This window comes from Geodermatophilus sp. SYSU D00079 (assembly GCF_054050635.1).
On the sequence record NZ_JBJGZS010000007.1, the window covers coordinates 108,734 to 126,907 of the forward strand.

Here is an 18,174-nt window from a genome sequence, read left to right on the forward strand (position 1 = left end):
CGCCGGATCGTCCCGGTGGTGGCAGAGTCCTGGGGGTGAAGACCTGGCTAGACGCGTGGCCGGTGTTCCGGCAGCTCACCGGCCCGGACCCGCTGGGACGCGGCAGGGCCGCCCGCAGCAAGGCGACCGAGAACGTGGTGAGCCGCACGGCCACCGCCGACCGCGTGGTGCAGAGCGTGTGCCCGTACTGCGCGGTCGGCTGCGCGCAGCGGATCTACGTGAAGGACGAGCAGATCGTCCAGATCGAGGGCGACCCGGACTCGCCGATCAGCCGCGGCCGGCTGTGCCCGAAGGGCAGCGCCAGCAAGCAGCTGGTGACGAGCCCGACCCGGGTCACCACGGTCAAGTACCGCCGTCCGTACGGGACGGAGTGGGAGGACCTCGACCTGGACACGGCGATGGAGATGATCGCCGACCGCGTGCTGGAGGCCCGGCGCAAGGGCTGGCAGGACGAGCACCAGGGCAGGCGCGTCAACCGGACCATGGGAGTAGCGAGCCTCGGAGGGGCGACCCTCGACAACGAGGAGAACTACCTCATGAAGAAGCTCTACAGCGCCCTGGGCGCGATCCAGATCGAGAACCAGGCGCGCATATAGCACTCCGCCACGGTCCCCGGTCTGGGGACCTCGTTCGGACGTGGCGGTGCCACGAACACCCTGGAAGACCTCGCGAACTCCGACTGCATCGTCATCGAGGGTTCGAACATGGCCGAGTGCCACCCGGTGGGCTTCCAGTGGGTCACCGAGGCCAAGGCCCGCGGGGCGAAGATCGTGCACATCGACCCGCGGTTCACGCGGACCAGCGCGATCGCCGACCTGCACGTGCCGCTGCGCATCGGCACCGACATCGCCTTCCTCGGCGGCCTGATCAGGTACGTGCTCGACAACGAGCTGTACTTCAAGGAGTACGTCGCGGCGTACACCAACGCCGCGGCGCTGGTGGGTGAGGAGTTCGTCGACTCCGAGGACCTCGACGGCCTCTTCTCCGGCTTCGACCCGGCCAACCGCACCTACGACGAGGCCAGCTGGCAGTACGAGCCGGAGGAGGCGCCGCACTCCTCCTCCGACGACCCGGCCGAGGCCGCCGAGCAGGAGGCGGCCGAGCAGCACCCGGACGTCCGGCACTCCGACCGCGCGCAGGCCGCGGGCAGCGGCGGGCCGCCGATCCCGGCGAAGCCGAAGCGGGATGAGACGCTGCAGCACCCGCGGTGCGTCTTCCAGATCCTCAAGCGGCACTTCGACCGGTACACGCCGGAGATGGTGTCCGAGGTGTGCGGCGTGGAGCCCGAGGTCTTCCTCAAGGTGGCCGAGTGGGTGACGGCCAACAGCGGCCGCGAGCGGACGACGGCGTGGGTGTACTCGGTGGGCTGGACGCAGCACAGCGTCGGCGCGCAGTACATCCGCACCGCGTCGATCCTGCAGACGCTGCTGGGCAACATCGGCCGTCCCGGCGGCGGGATCATGGCGCTGCGCGGGCACGCCAGCATCCAGGGCTCGACCGACGTCCCGACGCTGTTCAACCTGCTGCCCGGCTACCTGCCGATGCCGCACGCGCTGCAGCACGGCTCGCTGGACGAGTACTGCGCCGACGCGGCCGGCAAGGCCGGGTTCTGGGGCAACAAGCGGTCGTACATGGTCAGCCTGCTCAAGGCCTGGTGGGGCGACGCCGCGACGGCCGAGAACGACTTCTGCTTCGACCACCTGCCCAAGATCGACGGCGACCACAGCTCGTACCAGACGATCGCGGCGATGATCCGGGGCGAGGTGTCGGGCTACTTCCTGGTCGGGGAGAACCCGGTGGTCGGCCACCCGAACAGCCGGATGAACCGGTTCGGCCTGGCCAACCTGGACTGGCTGGTGGTCCGCGACCTGCAGATGATCGAGTCGGCGACCTTCTGGAACCAGGCGCCGGAGATCGAGACCGGCGAGCTGGCGCCGGAGACGATCGCCACCGAGGTGTTCTTCATGCCCGCCGCGACCCACGCGGAGAAGGAGGGCACCTTCACCCAGACCCAGCGGGTGCTGCAGTGGCGGCACAAGGCGGTCGAGCCGCCGGGTGACGCCCGCAGCGACCTGTGGTTCTACTACCACCTGGGCCGCATCCTGCGGGAGCGGCTCAAGGACTCCACCGACCCGCGGGACCGTCCGCTGCTCGAGCTCACCTGGGACTACCCGCTCGAGGGCGAGACGCAGGACCCGAGCGCGGCCGCGGTGCTGCGGGAGATCAACGGCACCGGCCCCGACGGGCGGGCGCTGTCGTCCTACGTGCAGATGGCCGACGACGGCTCCACCACCGGCGGCTGCTGGATCTACTGCGGCGTCTACGCCGACGAGGTCAACCAGGCCGCCCGGAAGAAGTCGCACCGCGACCAGGGGCCGGTCCCGTCGGAGTGGGGCTGGGCGTGGCCGCTGAACCGCCGCGTGCTCTACAACCGCGCCTCGGCCGACCCGGAGGGCCGGCCGTGGAGCGAGCGCAAGAAGTACATCTGGTGGGACGAGGAGGCCGGCCGCTGGACCGGGGACGACGTCCCCGACTTCGAGGCGGAGAAGCGGCCGGACTACGTGCCGCCGGAGGGGGCGCGGGCGCAGGACGCGATCGCCGGCACCGACCCGTTCGTCATGCAGGGCGACGGCAAGGCCTGGCTGTTCGCCCCCGCGGGGCTGGTCGACGGGCCGCTGCCGACGCACTACGAGCCGGCGGAGTCCGTCGTGGAGAACGGGCTGTACAAGCAGCAGGCGAACCCGACGGTGGAGTACATCGAGGGGCCGTGGAACCGGGGCAACCCGACGCGCAGCGACGTCTACCCGTTCCAGGTGACCACCTACCGGCTCACCGAGCACCACACGGCCGGCGGGATGAGCCGCACGCTGCCCTACCTCGCCGAGCTCCAGCCGGAGTTCTTCGTCGAGGTGAGCCCGCAGCTGGCCGAGCTGCGCGGGCTGAGCAACGGCGAGTACGCCACGCTGGTCAGCGCCCGCACGGCGATCGAGGCCAAGGTGCTGGTCACCGAGCGGATGCGGCCGATCCGGCTGCGGGACGGCACGGTCGTGCACCAGATCGGGATGCCCTACCACTGGGCCTACAGCGGCATCTCCACCGGCGACGCCGCCAACGACCTGCTGGGCATCGTGCTCGACCCGAACACCCACATCCAGGAGTCGAAGGCGAGCACCTGCGACATCCGGCCGGGACGCCGTCCCCGCGGGCCGGAGCTGCTGGAGTTCGTGGAGTCCTACCGGCGGCGTGCCGGGGTGCCCTCCGGGCGGGTGGGCCTCAACGGCCGCGACCCGGTCGAGGCCTCGGCGGGGGAGGGGTCCACGCAGTGACCGTGGTCCAGGCAGTGACCAGGGAGAGGAGGCCGGCGTGACCTCGATCAGCTCGGCGAGCCCGGCCTTCACCGGGAACGACCCGCAGCACCGGCTGTACGGGCCGCTGCCTGACGTCCAGGGGGAGGCCGGCTACGACGCCGACCACCCGGCGCGGGTGGGCTTCTTCACCGACACCTCGGTGTGCATCGGCTGCAAGGCCTGCGAGGTGGCGTGCAAGGAGTGGAACCTCCTGCCGATGGACGACTCGCACGGCACCCGCGACGTCATCGGGCTGTCGGGCATGTCCTACGACAACACCGGGCAGCTGGGCGCCAACACCTGGCGGCACGTGGCGTTCATCGAGCAGGTGCGCACCGTCGACCTGCCGATGCCCACCGTCGGGCCGCCGTCCCACGTCTCCGCGCCGGGCGGCACCGGCGACGCGCAGACCCACCCGGCCGACGAGCTCGGCACCGGCGCCGACCAGGTGCTGTCGGCGCAGACCAGCGTGCTCAACGCCGAGGCGCTCACCGAGTTCGACCCGCAGACCGCGCAGTCCGGCGACCGGCAGGTCCGCTGGCTCATGAGCTCCGACGTGTGCAAGCACTGCACGCACGCCGGGTGCCTCGACGTCTGCCCGACCGGGGCGCTGTTCCGCACCGAGTTCGGCACGGTCGTCGTCCAGGGCGACATCTGCAACGGCTGCGGTTACTGCGTGCCGTCCTGCCCGTACGGCGTGATCAACCAGCGCAAGGACGACGGCCGGGTCTTCAAGTGCACCCTGTGCTACGACCGGCTCACCGACGGGCTGCAGCCGGCGTGCGCGAGCGCGTGCCCCACCCAGTCGATCCAGTTCGGCAACCTCGACGAGCTGCAGGCCCGGGCCGACGCGCGGCTGGCCACGCTCAAGGCGCAGGGCGTGGAGACCGCGCGGCTCTACGGCCGGGACGAGGACGACGGCGTCGGCGGCAACGGGGCGTTCTTCCTGCTGCTGGACGAGCCGGAGGTCTACGGCCTGCCGCCGGACCCGATCGTCACCACCCGGGACCTCCCGGCGATGTGGAAGGCCGCCGCGAAGGGCGCGGTCATGATCGTCGGGGTGGCGCTGACCGCCGTCCTCGGCTCGAGGCGGTCCCGGTGACGGGGCAGAGATGGCCATCTCTGCCGCTGGAGGGGGCGCTGTGACCGAGGGGATCACCACCCCGGGCGCCGGGTGGCGGCGGGCCGGGGGCTCGGACGTCACGGCCGACGGCGGTCGGCGCCGCCGGCGCGGCAACGGTCGCGGCCGGCGCGGCGGCGAGGTGCCGATGGTCGACGAGGCCGAGTTCACCTCGTACTACGGCCGGCCGATCATCAAGCCGCCGGTGTGGAAGAGCCCCGACGTCCCGCTGTACCTGTTCCTCGGCGGCGCGGCCGGCTCGGCGTCGATCCTCGGGGCCATCGCCGACCTCACCGACCGGCCGCAGCTGACCCGGGTCACCCGGCTGCTCTCCGGCGGCGGGGCGATCGCCTCGGTGGGCTTCCTCGTCCACGACCTGGGCCGGCCGGAGCGGTTCCTGCACATGCTGCGGGTGCTCAAGCCGACGTCGCCGCTGTCGGTGGGCACCTACATCCTGTCGCCGTTCAGCGCCGCGGCCGGGGCGACCGCGGCGGTCGAGCTGCTGGGCTGGTTCCCCCGGCTCAAGCGCTTCGGCGGCGCCGTGGCCGCGCTGTTCGGTGGGCCGTTGGCCACCTACACCGGGGTGCTGTTGGCCAACACCGCCGTCCCGTCCTGGCACGCGGCGCACACCCAGCTGCCGTACCTCTTCGGCGCCTCGGGGATGGCCGCCGGCGGGGGGCTCGCGATGGCGCTGACCCCGGTCGACGAGGCCGGCCCGGCGCGCAAGATGGCGGTGGCCGGCGCGGCGATCGAGCTGGCGGTGACGCACCGGGTGGAGAACGACCACGGCATCGTCAGCGAGCCGTACCACGAGGGCCGGCCGGGGGCGCTGCTGCGGGCGGCGAAGGCCTGCACCGCGGCGGGCGCGGCGCTGACCGTGGTCGCCGGACGCCGGCGGCCGGGCGCGGTGGCGTCGGGCGTGCTGCTGGCCGCCGGGTCGCTGCTGACCCGCTTCGGCGTGTTCGAGGCCGGGCTGGTCAGCGCCAAGGACCCGAAGTACACCGTCATCCCGCAGCGGGAGCGGATCAAGGCCCGGGAGGACGCCGGCACGATCACCCGCTGAGCGCGTCCGGTGGGGGCGCCGGGCGCGAAGGGCGGGTGTGTTCGTCCTCGTCGTCGCGGTGCCGGCGCTCCTCGTCGTGGTCCTCGGCTACGTCGTCGGCCACGCGCTGTGGACGGCGGTCGGTGGCCCGGCGCCGGAGCTGGTCGGCTGGCTCACCGGTCTGACGGTGCTGGCCGGGGTGACGTGGGCGCTGCTGCGGTTCCTGCGGCGGCGCCGGTCGCGGGGCCGGGGGATCAGCTGACGCAGACCGCCCCGGTGCCGGCAGCGGTGGCCGCGGCGAGTCCGGCGCGGGCCCGGCGCAGCACCTCGCGGGCCGGGACGCCGGCCTCGAGGACGGTGACGCCGGCGCAGACGCCGAGGTCGGTGCCGTCGAGGGCGCTGACCGCGCCGACGACGCGGGCGGCCGCGGTCATGGCGCCGCTGAGGCCGCCGCCGAGCCGCAGGGCGTACTCGTCGGGGGCGACGGATCCGAACCAGTCGTCCCCGCGGACGGAGCGGGCGATGATGGAGGTGGCGGTGGCGAGCGCACCCGGGGCGGCGTCGTCCGGCCGGTGCAGGCGCAACAGGACCAGGCAGCCGGGCGCCTGGTCGACCGCGGCCAGCCGCTCGGTCAGGTGGGCCAGCACCGCGTCGGGGCCGGGCAGGAGGCTCGCGGCGTCGTCCTGCGGGGGTGCGGCGGTCGTGAGCTCGGTCACCGTGTCCATGTCCGGCACATCGGCAGGCGGGTCGCCGGGGCTGAACGGATCCGGGGCATCTCCACCCGGACGGGTGCACCGAGGAGGGCTGACGGGGGCGGTCCGCGCCGTTGCGGCCGCCATCGGAGTCAGCGGGTGCCGTTGTAGCGGATGACGGTGCCGGGGCCGGTGGAGCGGGCGGTGTGCAGGCTGAGGTAGGCGCGGCGCATCGTCTCGCGGGCGGTCTGGCCGGCTTCGAGCGCGGCGACGCCGGCGCAGGCGCCCAGGCCGGGGATGCCCAGGCCGGTGATGGTGCCGGCCAGCCGGGTGCCGGCGGTCTGCGCGGCGACGGCGGTGCCGCTGAGGAGGACGGCGAACTCGTTGGGGCCGGAGCGGCCGAGCCAGTCGTCGCCGCGGAGGGAGCGGGCCACGACGGAGGTGGCGGCGGCCAGGCTGCTGACCGCGGTGGGCCACGTGTCGTCGCGGCGGAGCAGGCCGACGACGACCAGGGCGCCGGGCACGTCCGTGGCGACGGCCAGGCGCTCGGTGAGGTGGGCGAGGACGGAGTTCGGCCCGGGCAGCAGGCTCGTGACGTCGTCCTCGGGCGGGAGCAGGTCGGAGACGGGCAGGGAGACGCCCAGCGGGTTGTGCGCGATGGTCATGGGCGAGGGGATCGGATCCGCCGAGGGCGCGGGTGAGGGCCGGTGAGGGCGTCGCCACCCGGACGGATGAGTGCGGAATGTCACGACTCGGTCGCGCTCGGGAACGGAACCCCGTCGTTCCGCGTGGAGGGGCCCTACGCTCCCCGCGAGGCGAGCAGGCGTGGCACGGGCAACGGGGGAGCAGGTGGCACTCGAGGACGACGTCGCCGCCGTGGCGTTCACGGCGGAGACGGCACTGGGCCCGGAGCTCATCCGGGCGGCCGGACGGCGGGCGGCCGAGGCAGCCCGCCGCTACCTGCGGACGACGATCAGCGAGGTGCGCGCGACCACGTCGGGGATCCGCTACCTGGCGCAGGGGCCGGGCGGGTTCGAGCGGCAGATGGCGCTGCGGGTCGCGTGGGAGGAGGTCGGCGGCGGACGCCGGCGGGTGCACCTCACCGTGGGGGACTACCTGGTCGAGCGCAGCCGGGTGCTGGGCGTCCCGGTCGGTCGGGCGAGCGTGCCGGCCCTGGGCTCGGCCCGCCGGTTCGCCGAGGCGCTGCGGGCCGAGCTGACCGCCGGACGGCCCGCGCTCCGTGCCGACCTCCCGGGAGTGCACGCGCCGCGGCCGCGCCGCCCGCAGCTGGAGCGGTCCCCGTCGGCCGGGCGCTGAGGGACGGTCGCGCGCAACAGAGCAGTACACGGCGGGTGAGGACGCGCCGACGAGGGGCCCTACGTCCCTCCTACGACCGGGGTCGTCTCCCTAGCGTCCTCGAGTGCGGACGGGGGCGTTCCGGATTCGGCGCCCGAGCGGGAGTGCCCGGGTGTTGCTGTGCCGTCAGGAGGAGCAGCGTGGCCCCGTCGACCCCCGGGGACAACACCGTCCAGGAGCTGTTCCCGGTCGGCGACGTCCCCCCGGCCATCCGGCTGGCCGGCACCCCGGTGCTGGTGACCGGTGGCACCGGGTTCCTCGGCGCGTACGTCGTCCCGCGGCTGGTGGCGGCCGGCTGCGAGGTCACGGTGGTCGGCCCCGACGCCGGCTGGCGCGAGCCCCTGCGGCAGTCGATCCGGGACGGCGCGGTGCGGCTCCTGGCGGAGGACGAGTGGTGGCAGCCGGCGGCCGCCCGCCGGATCGCCCGCCGGGCGGCGGGTGCCGAGCACCTGGTGCACCTGGCGTACGCACCGCCCCAGCCGGGGACGGCGACGCCGACCGGCCGCGCCCGCCACGAGGCTGTGGTGAACCTGGCCGGAACGCTCGAGTTGCTCGCGGCGCTGGGTGACCGGCTCGGGCACGTCGTGCTGGGCAGCTCGGTGGAGGTGTACGGGCACGACCCCGGCGGTCCGGTGGACGAGGGACTGCGACCGACACCGGACGACGCGCACGGCGCGGCCCGGCTGGCGGTGGAGGACCTGCTGCGGATCGTCGCCGCCGGCAGCGGGCCGGCCGCGACGGTGCTGCGGTTCACCACCCTGTACGGGGCGGGGGAGACGGTGTCGCGGGCGGTGCCGGCGTTCGTCCGGGCCGGGCTGGCCGGGCTGCCCGCGACGATCGCGGGGGACGGGCTGGAGCGCCGCGACTACCTGCACGTCAGTGACGCGGCCCAGGCCGTGGTGCGGGCGCTGGCCCGCCCGCCGGGCGCCACCGGTGGGTCGGCGTTCCGGCTGGTCAACACCGGGAGCGGCACCGTCGTGCGGACGGTGGCGCTGGCGCACCAGGTGTGCCGGGCGGTGGCCGCGCAGGCCGGGTCCGAGCCGCCGGCGCCGCAGCACGTGCCGGGTCCGAACGCGGCCGACCTGGTGTGCTGCACCGACCGGGTGCGCGAGGAGCTGGGCTTCCGGCCGATGGTGCCCCTGGAGCAGGGGCTGGCCGAGGAGGTGGCCTGGTTCGCCGCCCACGACGAGTGGTGGCGGGACCTGCGCCCCCAGGCGGCAGTCTAGCGGTTCACCGGCTGGCGCGCCCGGTGGTGATCAGCAGGCCGATCTCTGAGAGCAGCGCGGCGGCCCACCCGGTCATGACGAAGACGTCCCCGCGGTGGATGCCGTGGTCAGCACTGAGCGTCAGGAGCACCGGTCCGTCGTTGGTGTACTGGCCGGTGAGCAGCAGGAACGCGAACGCCGACAGGATGCCGGCCACGACGAGGGCGAACAGCCAGCGGAGCACCGGTCCACGGTATGCGGGTGCCCGGGCTCAGAGCCGGGATCGGCCTGCTCTGTCGCCTGACCGGGTCACGGCGGTGGCAGCAGGCCGGCGCGGGCCTTGGCGGTGAGGGCGGTGCGGACGGCGTCGTCCACCTGCGCGGAGAAGGCGGCGTCGCTGTCGGCGCGCGCGAGGACGGCGTCGATCATCTCCGGCACGGTGCTCGGGTCGACCGTGAGCACGAGGGTGCCGCCCGCGGCGAGGAAGCGGACGGCGCGCTCGCCCACCGGGACGTCCTGCACGGCCTCGGCCGCGCCGAGGTCGTCGGAGATGACCACCCCCGCGAACCCGAGATGCTCTCGGAGGAGGTCGGTCACGACGACGGGGGAGAAGGCGGCCGGGGCGGTCGGGTCGATCTGCGCGTAGATGGCCGAGGAGATCATGACGAACGGCGCGGCCTCGCTGTCCGCCAGCTCGCCGAACGCCGCCACCTGCTCGTCGTCGGGCGTCGTGACGGTGTCGGTGACGTCGGCGCTCTCGTCGGTGTTCCCCTGGACCCGGCCGAGGCCGGGGAAGTGCTTGAGGGTGGCGGTGACCCCGTGGCCTGTCAGCCCGTCGACGACTGCCCCGGCCGCGCGGACGACCTCGGCCGCGCTGCTCCCGTACTGGCGGCCGTAGGCGCCGATGGGGGCGTTGCCGGCCTCGGTCCCCTCGGGGACGACGTCGACGACCGGTGCCAGGTTGAGGGTGATCCCCGCGGCGGCCAGGGAGGCGCCGATGCCGTCGGCGAGCGCGCCGAGCTCGTCGGGTGGCAGTCGGCCCTGGTCCACGGCGGGTGGGAGGTCGGCGAAGCCGGGGCCGGAGAGACTCTGCACCGCGCCGCCCTCCTGGTCGACGGCGACCCACGGGTCGGTGGCGGCGGCGCCATCAACCCATCGGGCCGTGGAGGTGGCGAGCTCCTCGGCGGAGGCGGAGCTGCGGCCCTGGAGGAAGACACCACCGACACCGGTCTCGGCGACGAGGGCGTCGGCGGAGGACGGGTCGAGCAGTGGGACGCCGACGACGAACAGCTGAGCGACCTGCTGGCGGCGGTCGAGGGCGGCAAGGGATGCGTCGACCTGCTGTTGCACGGGGTCGGGTGTGGGAGTGGGGTGTGACGTCATCGTCGACGAACTCGGAGGCGGGCCCGCGACCGGTGCCTCACCGGAGCAGGCGGTGACCGCCAGAAGCACTGCACTGCCGAGCGAGGTGACGACGGAGCAACGGGAAACGGACGACCGCATCGCCCCGATTGTCCCGTCGATGGGACTGGTCGGCTGGGTTCCGGCGAGTCCGGCACCGCGACCTGCTGACCGACCGCGGAGCTTCTACGCTCGTCGCACCCGTCTTCCCCGCGGGCCGCCCTGTCGTCGACGCGTGTTGTGGAGTGTGGATGCCGCCGGTCCAGCTGACGTGGGGAGCGGCCACCGCCCTTGGTCAACGCGAGGACAACCAGGACAGGTACCTCGCGGAGCCGCCGATCTTCGCGGTTGCTGACGGTATGGGCGGCCACGCCGGCGGTGCGGCCGCCGCCGAGGCCGTCATCGAGGCGCTGCGTTCCCTGACCGGCGATGAAACGACGACGGTGGAGGAGATCCGCCTGGCGCTGCAGCGGGCCGACGGCGAGATCCGCGCCTTCCGCGGCCCGGACAAGGAGGGCGCCGGGACGACGGTCGCCGGCGTGGCGCTGGTCGACGAGGGGGACGGCCCGCAGTGGGCGGTGTTCCACGTCGGCGATTCACGTGTGTACCGCTGGCACGAGGGACAGCTCGAATTGCTCACCACGGACCACTCGGTGGTGCAGGAGCTCATCGACGCGGGGTACATCTCTGACGAAACCGCCGCCAGCCACCCGCAGCGTCACATCATCACGCGGGCGCTCGGCGTAGGGCAGCGCAACGAACCGGACATCGCCCTGTTGCCCGTTGTGACGGGGGAGCACTTCGTGGCTTGTTCGGACGGTCTGACCGGCGAACTGAGCGACGACGTGCTCACCCGCCTGCTGGCGGATGAGCTCTCCTCAGCACGGTGGGCTCGGCGCTTGGCAGACGAGGCTTGTCAACAAGGAGCCCGGGACAACGTCACAGTGGTTGTTCTAGGCGTGTCTACGGACGCTTGAGCTGGCTGCCGTCCAGGTGTCTGACCACTGGTGCGCCGTCAACTGGATCCACACAGTGCCGTAGCGAAGTCCAGTGCAAGAACGTCGCGGTCAGAGGACGGGATCTGCGAAGGCTCGGCGCTCCTCTGAGGCTGCTCCACCGGCGGCCACATGAGGAACGTGAGTGGCCATGCCGCTCCGGCCTGCGGCCGGGCGACACGCCAGGCGCTCGGCACTGTTCGGTGCACCTTGGGATCCCACGAGTCGTGGATGGGCACTCTTGGCTAGAGCAGATCCTGGAGCGGTGCGATTCCGTCACGGTGATGGCCTATCGCTCGCGCGCGGCTGCCGTGATGTCTGCGGCCGACAGGGCAGTGGAACTGGCGGCTGAAAAGAGGGTTCCGGCGTGGATCGGCGTTAACCTTGTTGATCCAGGCAACGATTCTCCGAGCACGGTGCTCGCACATGACGGAGGGGATCCGGCTGTCGAGTTGGCCGCGTTGGAAAAACTGGTTGCCATGCATTCCGCGACCGTGGGGCTCGCCATTCATGATGCACGACACCTTGGAATGGTGGCGTGATGCTGAGCTGTCGGAGTGATCGACACGGATTTCGGATCGCTGATTGGGGCCCGCGGGGCTCGATCACCGCGGGACGTGCGGGAGGGCCTCGTCGTCGAACTCGGCGGCGTTGGCGCCCAGCGAGTCGGTCTGCAGGTAGGTCCACATCCGGTCGGCCGACACGGTGTCGAGGTAGACGACGCTCGCCGAACCCTCCGTGCCTGTCCCGAGAACCGGCGTGGTGAAGAACTCGACGTTGTCCGGGTTCAGCCCGCGGAGCGAGTAGGCGAGCGCGAGCATGTCGGCGTTGCCCAGCTGGTCGTCGACCGCCACGGCGCTGGTCACGGCCAGCAGGGCGCCGTCCAGCCGGGCGGGGTCGGTGAAGGTGTCGGAGCCGAACAGCTTGGCGAACATCGACTGCAGGTACTGCTGTTGCCGCTTCACCCGGTCGAAGTCGCCGCCGGCCAGGCCGTAGCGCTGCCCGAGGTACCAGCGGGCCTGGTCGCCGTTCAGGTGGTTCACGCCGGCCGGGAAGGTGTACGGCCCGTTGCTCGTCGTCTCCGCGACGACGACGTCCACCCCGCCCAGGTCGTCGGTGACCTGGATGAGGCCCTGGAAGTCGATGGCCACGTAGTGGTCGAGGCGGACGCCGGTGAGCTGCTCGACGGTCTGGATGAGCAGTGGCGGCCCGCCGAAGGCGTACGCCGCGTTGATCTTGTCCTTGCCGTGCCCGGGGATGTCCACCCACGAGTCGCGCGGGATCGAGATCAGCTGCGCGTGCTGCCGGTCGGCTGCGAAGCGAGCGATCATGATCGCGTCGGAGCGGCCGCCCGCAGCGACGCCCTCCTCCGCCGTTGCTCGCGTGTCGGAGCCCACCAGCAGGAAGGTGACCGGCTCCGCGCCGGCCTCCTGTACCGGCGTCGCCGGGGCCGGGCGCGCCTCCTCGTCCAGGTCGGCGAAGACGTCAGAGACCCGGTCGACGTTGCCGGCGTACCGGTTCGTGAGGAACCACAGGCCGCCGCCGATGACCAGTGCCAGTACGAGCCCGAGGACGCCCAGGCTGATCAGCACCCGGCGCAGCGTGTGGCGTCGCGGCGCCGGCTCGTCCGTGTGCTGCTCCGGCTCCGTGGTCGTGGCAGCGCTCATGGGACCCCCGTCTGACAGGCAACGGGGTCGACGCTATGGACGCTGATGGCCGATGGGGATGCCCCACCACCCGTGCGGGTGAGGCATCGGCGCAGGTCAGGTCGTCTCGTTCTCCCACGACGACGGTGACCGGTGTGCCCGCGAGACGCAGGCCGAGACGGCGCGGGACGTGGACGCCCGGCGCCGTCCGCGCGGGCAGCCCGCGTAGGCGCGGGGGCGGGATGCGTGGACGGATGGGCGCGCGGATGGCGCCGCGATCTCACGGTGCTCGGCCAGCCGGATCGAGCGTCCGATCACCACCGCTCCCGTGACGGCGATCAGCAGCCATCCGGCGCCGACGACCACCACCCAGCTCATGAGCCCCCCTGAACGCCGTGCACGTTCCGATCCGCCCTGCAGGAGGCGCGCCCCGGTGCCGCCTCGCAGTGTCGAGTCAAACGGGAAAGCGGCTCCTTGTCCGCCCCCCAACGTCGGGGGAACGGGACGCGCCGCGGTCCGGGTGACCGACGGGCACGTCCGTTCCTGTCGGCGACGCTGCCCGACGCACCGGGGGCCGCGGCCCTGCTCGACGGACGGGGGGCCGGCGGCGGTCACCGGGCGCGGTTCACCCTTCCGTGATCCACTTCGATCTCTAAGTGGTTGAGGGGGACGTCGGAGGGAAGGCAGCGATCATGCGGATCTCCGTCATCGGCTGCGGGTACCTCGGGGCCGTCCATGCCGCCTCACTGGTCGAGCTGGGGCACGAGGTCGTCGGCATCGACGTCGACGAGCGGAAGATCGCCGCCCTCTGCGCGGGCCGCGCGCCGTTCTTCGAGCCGGACTTCGGTGAGCTCCTCGGCCACTCGCTGGCCTCCGGGCGGCTCAGCTTCAGCACCGACATCGCGGGCGCCGCAGGCGCACGCGTGCACTTCATCTGCGTCGGGACGCCGCAGAAGCACGGTGAGTACGGCGCGGACCTGCGGTTCGTCCAGGCCGCCGCCGAGTCCCTGCTCCAGGTCCTCGGTCCCGGCGAGCTCGTCGTCGGCAAGTCCACGGTCCCGGTCGGCACGGCCGCGGACCTCGCGGCGATGTTCGGCGAGAAGGTGCCGGGGGCGATGCTCGGCTGGAACCCCGAGTTCCTGCGCGAGGGCTTCGCCGTCCGGGACACCCTGCACCCCGACCGGCTGGTCTACGGGGTCCCGGACGGGGACGACGCCGAGGCCGTCGTCGCCCTGCTGGACGAGGTGTACGGGCCGATCGTCGCCCTCGGCACGCCGAAGGTCGTCACTGACTACGCCACCGCGGAGATGGTGAAGACGGCGGCCAACTCCTTCCTCGCCACGAAGATCAGCTTCATCAACGCGATGGCCGAGCTGTGCGAGGCCACCGGTGCCGACGTCAAGCAGCTGGCCGACGCCATCGGCTACGACGACCGCATCGGCCGCAAGTTCCTCAACGCCGGTCTCGGCTTCGGTGGTGGCTGCCTGCCCAAGGACATCCGCGCCTTCATGGCCCGCGCCGGGGAGCTGGGCGCCGACCAGGCGCTGACGTTCCTGCGCGAGGTCGACAACATCAACATGCGCCGCCGGATCCGGATGGTGGAGCTGGCCCGCGAGGTCTGCGACGGTTCGCTGCTCGGCAAGCGGGTCGCCGTCCTGGGGGCGGCGTTCAAGCCCGACAGCGACGACATCCGCGACAGCCCCGCGCTCAACGTGGCCGCGCAGCTGCAGCTGCAGGGCGCCGTCGTCCGCGTCACCGACCCCGCCGCCGTGGACAACGCCCGCCGGCTGTGGCCGCAGCTGGACTACGCCGCCACCGCCGAGGAGGCCGCCGAGCGCGCCGACGCCGTCCTGGTGCTCACCGAGTGGCGCCAGTACCGCGAGCTCGACCCGGTCGCCTTCGGGGACGTCGTCGCCCAGAAGCGGGTCCTCGACGGCCGCAACGCCCTCGACCGCGAGGCCTGGACCGCCGCCGGCTGGAGCTACCGGGCCCTCGGCCGTCGCGCGGGCTGACGTCTCGCGAGCTCATCCGCCCCACGGACACCTCCGGCCCCCTACGTTTCACCCGGCGGTACCGGAGGGCATGGGGACTGCCGATACCGGTCGGCATGGAGGCACTCGTGGGCATCGTTCTCGTGTGGGTACTGCTCGCGGTCGTGGTCGCCGTCGTCGTGGGCCGGGGCATCCGGCTGGCCGATCAGCGCTCCGCCGCCCCGGCGCCCCTGACGACCGCCGACCTGCCCGCCGGCTTCACCCCGGAGGCCAGCACCTCCCGCAACTGACGCCCGACCTCACCCCGGAGGGTGACGGGACGGTCACGAACCTCCGCTGACCTGCCGATGGTCAGGACGTGTGGCTCTGGGTTGTCGGCGGACTCGCCGTCTGGGTGCTGTTCGCCCTCGTCGTGGCCGTGGTCGTGGGCCGCGGCGTCCGCGTGGCCGACGTCCGCGAGGGCCACGCCCTCCCGGTCGAGCGCACGCCGCGCCGCCGCATCCCCCTCCCGCCGGTCGGGGTCGCCCTCGCCGCCACCGCCGTCGTCCTGGAGACGATCGGCTACGTCGGCCGGCTGACCGGCGCCACCGGCCCCACCGCGCGGGCGCTGTCGATGGACGCGCCGTACTCCGTGCCCCGCATGTTCGTCGCCGCGCTGTTCGCCGCCGCCGCGGTCGTGGCCGTCGCCGGTGCCGCCCGCACGCCGGGACGGCGCACCTGGTGGCTCGCCGTCGGTGTCGTGGCCGCGCTCATCAGCGTCGTCAAGGTCGGCAGCACCGTCCACGTGGAGGGGATGGGGGCGCTCGAGAGGGCCGTGGGGGAACCCGCCGCCGTCGCCGTCAGCGTGCTGCTCGCCGCCGGCGTGATCGCCGTCCTCGCCTTCGTCAGCCGTGCCGAACGACGCGACCGGCGCCGGGTGCTCAGCTCCCTGGCCGGCTACGCCGCGGCCTCGGTCGGCCTCTCCGCCGTCTCCGCCGCCGTCACCGGCCGCCTGGCGATCACCGCGACCTTCCTCGAGGAGTCGGGGGAGGCGCTGGCCGGCGTCGCGGTCCTGGTCGCCGTGCTCATCGGGGTGGCCCCGCGCCTGGTCCTGCCCGCCGAGTGGGCGCTGCGCCGCGAGGCCGACGCCGCCACCCTCGACGCCCCGCAGCCCCGTCCGGATACAGCACGTAGCTGACTCATCACTCACCGCATGAATCGGCCGTCACGGGCGATTCAAGCCATCGTGTCCTTGCACGATGACCCGACCATGCTGTATGGCACTTCGGGTGTTTCGACGCTCTCCCGGGTCGCGCCGTGACTCTGAGTGATACAGCGCCGAAATTAGCTGTGAGTCACACTCCCAGCGGTTGACCTGCACATCCAGTCGTCGAACAGTCGCTCCTGGGTGAGTGCGGGCCAGATGCCCGCCACCAGCCACATCGCCGTCCGTGCGGGTGTGGCGTGGGGGAGTGGACGTGCTGAGTGCTGGGGTCGACGAGGGGGTGCGCGATCACTCCGCGTCACCGTCCTCCGGTGCCCCCGTCGCTCTCCGCCGCCCGTCCTGGGCCCTCCGCCTGCTGCTCGCCGTCCTCTTCCTGATCGGCCTGTCGGCGCTCATGGCCGGCACCGCCTCGGCCAGCCCCGGCGCACACTCCGGCACCTGGCACGACCACACCTGGGACGCCCCCGGCTTCGCCGGCGGTGCGCACCGCTGGGACGGTCACTCCGGGTACACCGACCGCTGGCAGGACGCCGCCTGGGACCGCGCATCGCGGGACGAGCGGGACGCCGAGCCGGCCGTCACGTACGACTCGCTCACCGCCGACATCGACGCCGTCCCGCCGGCCGACGATGCGCCGCCCGTCGAGGACCCCGCGCCCCCGGTCGTCGTCGAGCCCCCCGCGCCCGAGCCCGCCACGCCCCCCGCTGGTGGCGGCGCCGGCCAGCCCTCGGCCGGCGGCGCGGTCGGCACGCCGCAGTCGCTGCCCGAGCCCGCCGGTCCGCCGCCCGCGGAGCCGGCCGGCGAGGCCCCCGCGCCGGCGCCCGACCAGCCCGCCCCGGCCCCCGAGCAGCCCGCCCCCGCTCCCGACCAGCCGGCTCCGGCTCCGGCGCCGCAGCCCGACCCCGGCACCCCGCCGGCGGACGGCGACGTCCTCCCGCCCGCGTGCGACGTCGTCGACGGCGTCCTGCCGGTCGACGAGGTCCTCCCGGAGCTCCCGCAGGGTGAGGCCCTGCCGTGCCCGGTCGACGAGCCGTCGGCGCCGGCCCCCGGGAACGGCGGCACGAAGGTGCCCACCGGCGACGGCGCCCCCAAGCCGCTGCCCGGCACCGGTGCGACCCCACCGGCCGGCAACGGCGCGACGCCGCCCGGCGGCAAGGACGCGACCCCGCCGGTCGAGGACGGCGCCACCCCGCCCGCGGGCGGCGCCCAGCCGCTCCCCGCTCCCGACCAGCCGCCGGCGTCCGAGCCTGCTCCGCCGGCGGCCCCTGCTCCGTCGTGCCCGGTGACGAAGGCCGCGGACGCGACCGGGTCCACGGCGGCCGGGGCCGCGGCCGCCGCCCTCCTCGGCGCCGTGACCGACCGCGCCACCGCCGAGCGGCGCGCCGCGCCGGTCGCCGACGCGACCGCTGTCCCGGTCGTCGACCCGACCGCCGCCCCGGCCGCCGCTCCGCTGTGCGCCGACACCACGACGCCTGCGCCGGCGAAGGACCCCGCCGCGGCCACCACCAAGCCGGTGAAGACGGTCCAGCCCGCGACCGACGCCACGGCGCCCAAGGCGGCGACCACCCCGGCCCCCGACCCCTCGGCGGCCCTGGTCGTCGTCGACGTCGCCGTGGGTCCGGTCGGGCCGCCGCTCGACACGGTGTCCCCGACGCCGCTGTCCGAGGCCCTCAGCGCACCCGAGGCGCGCGACCTGCGCGTCAAGGGCAGCGCCGCGGTCGGTCCCGGTGCTGCCACCGGCGCCCGCGCCGTCGCGCCCGCGACCGTCTCCGACGCCGGGGACGCCCCGGTCGCGCCGCCCGTGGCGCCCACGCCCGTGACCCCTGTCGCGCCCGTCCCGCCCGCGCCGGCCGCGCCGTCGACCGGCGGGGCGCACGCCTGCTCGTCCTCGGCCGGCTCGGGGAGCCAGAACGATGCGGTCGGCCTGCCGGCGGCGGTGCTGCCGGTCTCCTGGGTCGCGCCGCCCGCCGGGCACGCCGTGCTCCTCACCTCCGGCATCGCCGGATCGGTCGTCGGGGATGCCGACGCCCCGGGCTGCCGACCCGACTGACCCACATCCCGACCGGCTGATCCCCCGCGCGTCCTGAGCGACACGCCCGAGGGCAGCCGGGGCTCCGGCGCGCCCGCTCCTCGATGCGCGGCCCCGTCGACCCGCTGGACCGTCTCAGCGGTCGC

The 18,174-nt window shown here is 73.9% G+C and carries 17 protein-coding genes and 1 pseudogene; 12 read left to right on the forward strand and 6 right to left on the reverse strand.

Annotation, left to right across the window (positions count from 1 at the left end; all coding sequences use genetic code 11):
- Positions 1 to 29 precede the first annotated feature (29 nt).
- From fdh to ACI79E_RS08705, 4 genes and pseudogenes are all read left to right on the forward strand, one after another.
- Positions 30 to 3,326 (forward strand): annotated as a pseudogene (fdh, locus tag ACI79E_RS08690) (formate dehydrogenase).
- A gap of 37 nt (positions 3,327 to 3,363) precedes the next feature.
- Positions 3,364 to 4,449 (forward strand): 4Fe-4S dicluster domain-containing protein, encoded by a 1,086-nt coding sequence (locus tag ACI79E_RS08695; RefSeq protein WP_456932124.1) that lies wholly within the window; start codon positions 3,364 to 3,366, stop codon positions 4,447 to 4,449.
- A 40-nt stretch (positions 4,450 to 4,489) separates the two neighbouring features.
- Positions 4,490 to 5,530, forward strand: coding sequence for an NrfD/PsrC family molybdoenzyme membrane anchor subunit (gene nrfD / locus ACI79E_RS08700; RefSeq protein WP_456932125.1), 1,041 nt, complete (start codon positions 4,490 to 4,492; stop codon positions 5,528 to 5,530).
- Between the two features lie 37 nt (positions 5,531 to 5,567).
- Entirely contained in the window at positions 5,568 to 5,771 is a 204-nt protein-coding gene (locus ACI79E_RS08705; RefSeq protein WP_456932126.1) for a hypothetical protein, read from the forward strand.
- Here ACI79E_RS08705 and ACI79E_RS08710 read toward each other — a convergent pair.
- Positions 5,764 to 6,234 (reverse strand): hypothetical protein, encoded by a 471-nt coding sequence (locus tag ACI79E_RS08710; RefSeq protein ID WP_456932127.1) that lies wholly within the window; start codon positions 6,232 to 6,234, stop codon positions 5,764 to 5,766. The genes ACI79E_RS08705 and ACI79E_RS08710 overlap by 8 nt on opposite strands.
- A gap of 119 nt (positions 6,235 to 6,353) precedes the next feature.
- Positions 6,354 to 6,866 carry a hypothetical protein gene (locus ACI79E_RS08715; protein WP_456932128.1) on the reverse strand — a complete coding sequence of 171 codons (513 nt, stop codon included), beginning with the start codon at positions 6,864 to 6,866 and terminating at the stop codon, positions 6,354 to 6,356.
- A gap of 160 nt (positions 6,867 to 7,026) precedes the next feature.
- Here ACI79E_RS08715 and ACI79E_RS08720 point away from each other — a divergent pair, with 160 nt between their 5' ends.
- Both ACI79E_RS08720 and ACI79E_RS08725 read left to right on the forward strand, forming a co-directional pair.
- A complete protein-coding gene (locus tag ACI79E_RS08720; protein WP_456932129.1) occupies positions 7,027 to 7,518 on the forward strand; it encodes a hypothetical protein in 492 nt (163 codons plus the stop codon).
- A gap of 179 nt (positions 7,519 to 7,697) precedes the next feature.
- Entirely contained in the window at positions 7,698 to 8,783 is a 1,086-nt protein-coding gene (locus ACI79E_RS08725) for an NAD-dependent epimerase/dehydratase family protein (RefSeq protein ID WP_456932130.1), read from the forward strand.
- Positions 8,784 to 8,787: 4 nt separating this feature from the next.
- Here the strand turns inward: ACI79E_RS08725 and ACI79E_RS08730 are convergent, their stop codons facing one another.
- Positions 8,788 to 9,006, reverse strand: a complete 219-nt coding sequence (locus ACI79E_RS08730) for a hypothetical protein (RefSeq protein ID WP_456932131.1) — start codon at positions 9,004 to 9,006, stop codon at positions 8,788 to 8,790.
- 65 nt (positions 9,007 to 9,071) lie between these two features.
- Complete coding sequence (locus tag ACI79E_RS08735) at positions 9,072 to 10,112, reverse strand: glycoside hydrolase family 3 N-terminal domain-containing protein (protein WP_456932132.1); 1,041 nt, start codon at positions 10,110 to 10,112, stop codon at positions 9,072 to 9,074.
- 302 nt (positions 10,113 to 10,414) lie between these two features.
- Between ACI79E_RS08735 and ACI79E_RS08740 the strand changes: the two genes are divergently transcribed.
- Both ACI79E_RS08740 and ACI79E_RS08745 read left to right on the forward strand, forming a co-directional pair.
- A complete protein-coding gene (locus ACI79E_RS08740) occupies positions 10,415 to 11,140 on the forward strand; it encodes a PP2C family protein-serine/threonine phosphatase (RefSeq protein ID WP_456932133.1) in 726 nt (241 codons plus the stop codon).
- 302 nt (positions 11,141 to 11,442) lie between these two features.
- Positions 11,443 to 11,700, forward strand: a complete 258-nt coding sequence (locus tag ACI79E_RS08745) for a hypothetical protein (RefSeq protein ID WP_456932134.1) — start codon at positions 11,443 to 11,445, stop codon at positions 11,698 to 11,700.
- A gap of 63 nt (positions 11,701 to 11,763) precedes the next feature.
- On the opposite strand, the gene ACI79E_RS08750 is transcribed toward ACI79E_RS08745, so the two are convergent.
- Both ACI79E_RS08750 and ACI79E_RS08755 read right to left on the reverse strand, forming a co-directional pair.
- Positions 11,764 to 12,825 carry an LCP family protein gene (locus ACI79E_RS08750; protein ID WP_456932135.1) on the reverse strand — a complete coding sequence of 354 codons (1,062 nt, stop codon included), beginning with the start codon at positions 12,823 to 12,825 and terminating at the stop codon, positions 11,764 to 11,766.
- Positions 12,826 to 12,921: 96 nt separating this feature from the next.
- Complete coding sequence (locus tag ACI79E_RS08755) at positions 12,922 to 13,182, reverse strand: hypothetical protein (protein ID WP_456932136.1); 261 nt, start codon at positions 13,180 to 13,182, stop codon at positions 12,922 to 12,924.
- Positions 13,183 to 13,496: 314 nt separating this feature from the next.
- On the opposite strand from ACI79E_RS08755, the gene ACI79E_RS08760 reads away from it, so the two are divergent.
- The 4 genes from ACI79E_RS08760 to ACI79E_RS08775 all read left to right on the forward strand — a co-directional run bounded on the left by ACI79E_RS08760 (position 13,497) and on the right by ACI79E_RS08775 (position 18,049).
- Positions 13,497 to 14,816, forward strand: a complete 1,320-nt coding sequence (locus ACI79E_RS08760; protein ID WP_456932137.1) for a UDP-glucose dehydrogenase family protein — start codon at positions 13,497 to 13,499, stop codon at positions 14,814 to 14,816.
- 107 nt (positions 14,817 to 14,923) lie between these two features.
- Positions 14,924 to 15,085, forward strand: a complete 162-nt coding sequence (locus tag ACI79E_RS08765) for a hypothetical protein (protein ID WP_456932138.1) — start codon at positions 14,924 to 14,926, stop codon at positions 15,083 to 15,085.
- 68 nt (positions 15,086 to 15,153) lie between these two features.
- Positions 15,154 to 15,972 (forward strand): hypothetical protein, encoded by an 819-nt coding sequence (locus tag ACI79E_RS08770; protein ID WP_456932139.1) that lies wholly within the window; start codon positions 15,154 to 15,156, stop codon positions 15,970 to 15,972.
- Positions 15,973 to 16,252: 280 nt separating this feature from the next.
- Complete coding sequence (locus ACI79E_RS08775; RefSeq protein WP_456932140.1) at positions 16,253 to 18,049, forward strand: hypothetical protein; 1,797 nt, start codon at positions 16,253 to 16,255, stop codon at positions 18,047 to 18,049.
- Positions 18,050 to 18,174: the final 125 nt, after the last annotated feature.

Coding starts and splice junctions, on each gene's coding strand:
- ACI79E_RS08715 (WP_456932128.1), bottom strand. CDS start 6,866: ATGACCATCGCGCACAACCCGCTGGGCGTCTCCCTGCCCGTCTCCGAC.
- ACI79E_RS08745 (WP_456932134.1), top strand. CDS start 11,443: ATGGCCTATCGCTCGCGCGCGGCTGCCGTGATGTCTGCGGCCGACAGG.
- ACI79E_RS08755 (WP_456932136.1), bottom strand. CDS start 13,182: ATGAGCTGGGTGGTGGTCGTCGGCGCCGGATGGCTGCTGATCGCCGTC.
- ACI79E_RS08740 (WP_456932133.1), top strand. CDS start 10,415: ATGCCGCCGGTCCAGCTGACGTGGGGAGCGGCCACCGCCCTTGGTCAA.
- ACI79E_RS08750 (WP_456932135.1), bottom strand. CDS start 12,825: ATGAGCGCTGCCACGACCACGGAGCCGGAGCAGCACACGGACGAGCCG.
- ACI79E_RS08710 (WP_456932127.1), bottom strand. CDS start 6,234: ATGGACACGGTGACCGAGCTCACGACCGCCGCACCCCCGCAGGACGAC.
- ACI79E_RS08760 (WP_456932137.1), top strand. CDS start 13,497: ATGCGGATCTCCGTCATCGGCTGCGGGTACCTCGGGGCCGTCCATGCC.